Source organism: Aeromonas sp. HMWF016 (assembly GCF_963878195.1).
Lineage (GTDB): Bacteria > Pseudomonadota > Gammaproteobacteria > Enterobacterales > Aeromonadaceae > Aeromonas > Aeromonas lacus.
In genome coordinates, this window is record NZ_CAWNWX010000048.1 from 49,289 (window position 1) to 55,739 (window position 6,451).

Sequence of the window (6,451 nt, forward strand, 5' to 3'; positions counted from 1 at the left end):
CGGTCAATCTTGTCGCCGGAGACGAATTGATCATTGCCGGGATGCACCATCTCCCGTTTACCGCCTTGCCCCTGATGAAAATGGGGCTCGCCGATGTCCTTGGTCGGGATGCTGATGCTCTCGCCCTTGTCTACGTCCTGAATGCTGCGCTTGGAGACAGCATCAGAGACCGCTTGTTTTATCTGCTTCTTGTAACGGCGGATGAAGCGCTGCCGATTGACAGCGCTTTTGTTTTTGCCGTTGAGCCTGCGGTCGATAAAATGCGCCATAACTCCCCCTTGAACAGTCAGGGTCAGGATGACTTGCGTACCCTGAGATACCATTCGGAGAGCAGTCGCACCTGTTTGCGGGTGTAGCCTTTCTCCATCATCCGTTCGACAAAGTTATCGTGCTTCTTCTGCTCCTCGGCCGAGGTTTTGCTGTTGAAGGAGATAACCGGCAGCAGCTCTTCCGTGTTGGAGAACATCTTCTTCTCGATCACGGTGCGCAGCTTCTCGTAACTGGTCCAGTTGGGGTTACGGCCTGCATTGTTGGCCCGGGCACGCAGCACGAAGTTGACGATTTCGTTGCGGAAATCTTTCGGGTTGCTGATCCCGGCGGGTTTTTCAATCTTCTCCAGCTCGCTGTTGAGCGATGCTCGGTCAAAGAGCTGGCCGGTTTCGGGATCACGGTACTCCTGATCCTGGATCCAGAAGTCGGCGTAGGTGACGTAGCGATCGAAGATGTTCTGACCGTACTCGGAGTAGGACTCGAGATAGGCGGTCTGGATCTCCTTGCCGATGAATTCCACATATCGGGGAGTCAGATAGCCCTTGATGAACTCAAGGTAGCGATCGTGCAGCTCTTGCGGGAACTGCTCACGCTCGATCTGCTGCTCCAGCACATAGAAGAGGTGCACCGGGTTGGCGGCTACTTCCGCGTGGTCGAAGTTGAAGACGCGGGAGAGGATCTTGAACGCAAAGCGAGTAGAGAGACCATTCATCCCTTCGTCTACGCCAGCGTAGTCGCGATACTCCTGATAGCTCTTCGCCTTGGGATCGGTATCTTTGAGGCTCTCGCCATCATAGACCCGCATCTTGGAGTAGATGCTGGAGTTTTCAGGCTCTTTCAGCCGTGACAACACCGAGAACTGGCCCAGCAGTTCGAGGGTACCCGGGGCGCATTTAGCCTCGGTGAGCTCGCTGTTGACCAGCAGCTTCTCGTAGATCTTCACCTCTTCGGAGACACGCAGGCAGTAAGGCACCTTGACGATGTAGACCCGGTCGAGGAAGGCCTCGTTGTTCTTGTTGTTGCGGAACTGCTGCCACTCGGATTCGTTGGAGTGAGCCAGCAAAATGCCGTCAAAGGGGAGGGCGGAGAGCCCCTCAGTGCCGTTGTAGTTACCCTCCTGGGTTGCGGTCAGCAGCGGGTGCAGCACCTTGATGGGGGCCTTGAACATCTCCACAAACTCCATCACCCCCTGGTTCGCCTTGCACAGCGCACCTGAATAGGAGTAAGCATCGGCGTCATCCTGGGCGAAATGCTCCAGCATGCGGATGTCAACCTTGCCGACCAGTGAGGAGATATCCTGGTTGTTGTCATCGCCCGGTTCCGTTTTTGCGATGGCAATCTGATCGAGGATGGAGGGGTTGACCTTCTCCACCTTGAACTTGGTTATGTCGCCGCCAAACTCGTGCAGGCGTTTGGCCACCCAGGGAGACATGATGGGACGCAGGTAACGGCGCGGGATGCCGTACTCTTTTTCCAGGATCTCGCCATCCTCTTCGATGTCGAATAGACAGAAGGGGTGATCGTTGACCGGTGAGCCCTTGATGCGATAGATGGGCACCTTCTGCATCAGGGACTTGAGTTTTTCTGCCAGCGAGGATTTACCGCCGCCAACGGGGCCCAACAGATAGAGGATCTGTTTCTTCTCCTCCAGCCCCTGGGCGGAGTGTTTGAGGTAGGAGACGATCTGCTCGATCGCCTCTTCCATACCGTAGAAATCTTTGAATGCCGGATAGCGTGCCACGACGCGGTTGGAGAAAAGCCGGCTCAGTCTGGGGTTGGCAGAGGTGTCTACCATCTCAGGTTCACCGATGGCGGTCAGCAGACGTTCGGCCGCAGAGGCGTAGCAGGCTTTGTCCTGCTTGCACATATCCAGAAACTCCTGGATGGTGTACTCCTCTTCCCTTGCCTTTTCGTATCGCTGTTGGTAGTGCTCGAAGATGCCCATAACTTTGCCCTCGTTATAGTCGCTTGCCCTGAAAAAGTTGGATAACTGCTTTTGTGTTGTTTGCAATGTTAAGCCTAGTCAACAGCCCCCAGTAATCCATCAAGGTCGATTGGTTAAATGCGGAGGAAACCTGCCCGATCCTTGTGCGGGAGGGTCAGTCAACAACACACCTATGTTACTGACTGTTAAATTATTTTTGCCACGATAGTGAGGTAAATGTCAAAGACATAAAAAATAAATGTTTATTGAAAAGTGGAAACTGCTGGTATTGCCTGAAAGGTGAACAGCAAAAGATGAGGTGGGGGTTGGCTTGCGCAGATATGGATAAAAATGTCATTACGTTCACGTCAACGTAAATTCAATGAATTAGATTTTTAGCTCTAATTTTTACATTGACGCTACATTTTTGCTGCCCTAGATTGGCCATGTGTGAGCAGCGAGACGCTTTAGCAAGAGAGTGTATCGTGATCTCACCAAGCTCTGTTTAAGCACGTTTCCGTTGGCTTGACCCTCGCAATCGCGAGGGTCTTCTTTTTTCAGCTTTTGTGAGTCGTTGCGGGATTTAAGAGGTGTACGAATGGTCAGGCGTAGGCTTGCTCGACCGCCTGCAGCACGTCAGCAAATGGATGTTGTGCCAGCTGGCCGAAGCCGGCAAACGATCTTGCTTTGATTTTGCTGGTGAGCGGCGTGGCGATACCGCACAGAAAGCGGGTGAGCATGCGTGCATCCTGTGAGCCTGCCTTGGCGATGAGTGGATCGCACCAGGCGCGGATCCCTGCATCATTTGGCATAGTCTGCAGGGGCTGGTGAGGCAGTACGGCAACCTGGCCACGACAAACCGAGCAGTGACCGCAGTGGGCCGGAGCCGCCTCATCTGCGAAATAGCGGGCGAGACGGTGGCTCAGGCACTCATCTGATGTGAAAAAGTCGAGCATGGCTTGCAGCCTGGCCAGCTCGCTCTGCTCTTTTTGCAGGAAGAGGGCGTGCAGTGCGCTGGCCTGCACAGCGGGTTCCCAGTCATGGCGGTTGATCCGGTAAACCTCGGTCATCTGCTTGCTCTCAAGCTCGATCCAGCCCTGTTGCTGCAGGTAGTCGAGCGCGGCTACCGCCCGTTGCCGCTCCCCTTGGTAGCCCTGCCAGAGGGCATCGAAATCCATGGTGCACCAGCTGCGTGCCAGTGGCGCGCAGCTGAATAGCTGCTCCAGAAACTGACGTCGTTCCGGGTTGAAGCGGGCAAGAATGTCGCGCTTCTCCAGCACGAATTTGAAACGGTAGTCGGCGTAGTAGCTATAAGCCGGGGTGATGATGCCCGCCATCTCCAGATAGACCAGCAGGGTTTTAAGCGGCAACTGGCGGATATTGGTATCGTTCGAGAGGCGCAGCAGGGTGAACTCCCACTCGGATCCGCTTTGGCGGATCTGGCCGAGGAGCTGAACAATGGCGTTCAGATCGGGCGTATCGCCATAGACAAAGTTTTCCAGCACTGGCAACTGGCTCTGGTTGGCCAGCACGATACAACGTGATGGCTGGCCATCGCGCCCGGCGCGGCCAATCTCCTGGCTGTAGTTCTCGATGGACTTGGGCAGGTCATAGTGGATCACCTGGCGGATATCGGCCTTGTCGATCCCCATGCCAAACGCGATGGTGGCGACGATGCAATCCACCTTGCCGCTCATGAAGTCGAGCTGGATCTGGCTGCGCAGCGCCGCATCGAGTCCGGCATGGTAGGCACGGGCGTTGATCCCCCGTTTGGCCAGCACCTCGGCGCACTCCTCTGCCGTATGTTGCAGGGTGACATAGACGATAGTCGGTGCACCTTGAGATTGCGCCAGCGTCTGGCAGAGCCATTCGCTGCGCGCCTCCGGCAGTATCGGGATGACCGACAAATCGAGATTGGGTCGGTAGAAGCCAGTGACGACCACCCCTTGCGGTTCAATGGCAAACTTGGCTTGCATGTCGCCAATAACGGCTGGAGTCGCGGTGGCTGTCAGCAAAAACACCTGCGGGATCTGCAACTCTTGGCGGTAGTCCGGCAGTTTGAGGTAATCGGGGCGAAAGTTGTGGCCCCACTCCGAGATACAGTGCGCCTCATCGACGACCAGCAGCGAGAGCGGCACTTGCTGGATGAAGCGGCGAAAGCGCTCGTTCTTGAGTCGTTCCACCGAAATCATCAGGATCTTGAGCTGACCAGCCAGCGCCTGCTGCATCACCTGTCGGCTCTCCTCCGGACTTTGGCTCGAGTCGAGGGTGGCAGCGCTGATCCCCTTGCTTTTAAGGAAGGCGAGCTGATCGTGCATCAATGCGATCAGGGGCGATATCACCAGCGTCAGGTGGGGCAAGGCAAGGGCGGGCAGCTGATAGCAGAGGGATTTGCCGGAGCCGGTGGGGAAGATGGCGATAGCACTCTGGCCAGCCACGATCCGGTTGATGACCGCCTCCTGGCCAGGCCTGAGACTGGAGAAACCGAAGTGTCGGGTCAGAAGGGAGGGGATCATGGCTAGGCTCCGCAGCAAATGGCGGATGATACCACAGTTGGCCATCCGCCCGGGTGTTGATAAAACGAACAAAAATGGATGGTTACTCTGTTGTTGTGTTTTTGTTGCGGTTATTTGTGCCGGATACTGGATATTTTTTGGTAGGTCTCTGGAAAAAAGCGGTGGTGAATGGGATATTCCGTCATGCAATCCGGTGACCGGCGGATCGGCCCGACAGAAGGCTGGCAGCCGGCAACCCGTCAGAACGGAATCATGCTGGCGGGAGGGTTGCAAACAGGACTCATGAATCGAGCACTACGGTGCCTAGGGACTTTTTTGATGACACAACAACACCCCCTCCTTCGGCTGGTCAATAGCACCAGTCTGGTCAGCCAGATCCTGGTTGGTCTGGTTTTCGGTATCTTGCTGGCGATGTTTGCCCCCGAGTGGGCCAAAACGGCAGGTCTGCTTGGCAGTCTGTTTGTGGGCGCGCTGAAAGCGGTAGCTCCGCTGCTGGTATTCATACTGGTCATGGCTGCCATTATTGGTCACAAGCAGGGTCAGAAGACCAACATGCGACCCATTTTGCTGCTCTATCTGTTTGGTACCTTCTCTGCGGCCGTGGTCGCAGTGATTGCCAGCTTCCTCTTCCCCTCCGATCTGCATCTGGTGGCCAATACGGCCGAGATCACTCCGCCGGGCGGCATCACCGAAGTGTTGCAGACTCTGCTGTTCAACGTGGTGACCAACCCGGTGAAGGCGCTGATGGATGCCAACTATATCGGCATTCTGGCGTGGGCTATTGGTCTGGGTATTGCCATGCGCCACGCCAACGAGAGCACCAAGACGCTGATCACCGATTTGTCCCATGGCGTCTCGGCCATCGTGAAAGCGGTGATCCGCTGCGCGCCGCTCGGGATCCTGGGGCTGGTCGCCTCCACCCTGGCGGAAACCGGCTTTGACGCCCTGTTTGGCTATGCCCAACTGCTGGTGGTGCTGATTGGTTCCATGCTGTTGATTGCCTTCGTGGTCAACCCGCTGATCGTGTTCTGGAAGATCAAGCGCAACCCCTATCCGCTGGTGCTGACTTGCCTGAAAGAGAGTGGTGTGACCGCCTTCTTTACCCGCAGCTCTGCGGCCAATATCCCGGTTAACATGGCGCTGTGTGAAAAACTGCGTCTGCCGGAGGATACCTATGCGGTCTCCATCCCGCTGGGTGCCACCATCAACATGGCGGGTGCTGCCATCACCATCACTGTGCTCTCCATGGCGGCGGTGCATACCCTGGGTATGGAGGTGGATCTGGCAACGGCTGTGCTGCTCTCCGTGGTCGCTACCATCAGTGCCTGTGGCGCGTCCGGTGTAGCCGGTGGCTCCCTGCTGCTGATCCCGCTGGCCTGCAGCCTGTTTGGTATCGGCAACGATATCGCCATGCAAGTGGTAGCCGTCGGCTTTATCATCGGCGTGCTGCAAGACTCGGCGGAAACGGCGCTTAACAGCTCCACTGACGTGCTCTTCACTGCCGCGGCCTGCATGGCCGAAGACGAATCCTTGCTGGAGCCGGTTGCACCGCTGCCCAGCAGCGAAGCCTGATTTCAGCTTCGCTGGTTAATGCTGTTTTTTGGCGCCCTCTTCGGAGGGCGCTTTTTATTGCCTCGGTGTTGCCTGGTTTCGTGGGTTTTGCCCAACAATGTGGGGGCTTGGCAAATAGATAGGCAGACAGTCAGAAGGCTGTTGCGTTGTGACGGGTGGGGGGGGGTAC

4 protein-coding genes are annotated in these 6,451 nt (G+C 56.3%); 1 reads left to right on the forward strand and 3 read right to left on the reverse strand.

Annotation, left to right across the window (positions count from 1 at the left end):
* The 3 genes from AACS24_RS21850 to AACS24_RS07085 form a co-directional block, all read right to left on the reverse strand.
* Positions 1-269 (reverse strand): YeaH/YhbH family protein (locus tag AACS24_RS21850; RefSeq protein ID WP_258223128.1); only part of this gene is annotated, 269 nt, incomplete at its 3' end.
* Positions 270-292: 23 nt separating this feature from the next.
* Entirely contained in the window at positions 293-2,215 is a 1,923-nt protein-coding gene (locus AACS24_RS07080) for a PrkA family serine protein kinase (protein ID WP_033113275.1), read from the reverse strand.
* 581 nt (positions 2,216-2,796) lie between these two features.
* Positions 2,797-4,710, reverse strand: coding sequence for a RecQ family ATP-dependent DNA helicase (locus tag AACS24_RS07085; protein WP_108572875.1), 1,914 nt, complete (start codon positions 4,708-4,710; stop codon positions 2,797-2,799).
* A 318-nt stretch (positions 4,711-5,028) separates the two neighbouring features.
* On the opposite strand from AACS24_RS07085, the gene sstT reads away from it, so the two are divergent.
* Complete coding sequence (sstT, locus tag AACS24_RS07090; RefSeq protein ID WP_108572877.1) at positions 5,029-6,282, forward strand: serine/threonine transporter SstT; 1,254 nt, start codon at positions 5,029-5,031, stop codon at positions 6,280-6,282.
* Positions 6,283-6,451: the final 169 nt, after the last annotated feature.

What these genes read in the sequence shown, in the direction of transcription:
- AACS24_RS07085 (WP_108572875.1), bottom strand. Translation starts at nt 4,710, where the DNA reads ATGATCCCCTCCCTTCTGACCCGACACTTCGGTTTCTCCAGTCTCAGG.
- sstT (WP_108572877.1), top strand. Translation starts at nt 5,029, where the DNA reads ATGACACAACAACACCCCCTCCTTCGGCTGGTCAATAGCACCAGTCTG.
- AACS24_RS07080 (WP_033113275.1), bottom strand. Translation starts at nt 2,215, where the DNA reads ATGGGCATCTTCGAGCACTACCAACAGCGATACGAAAAGGCAAGGGAA.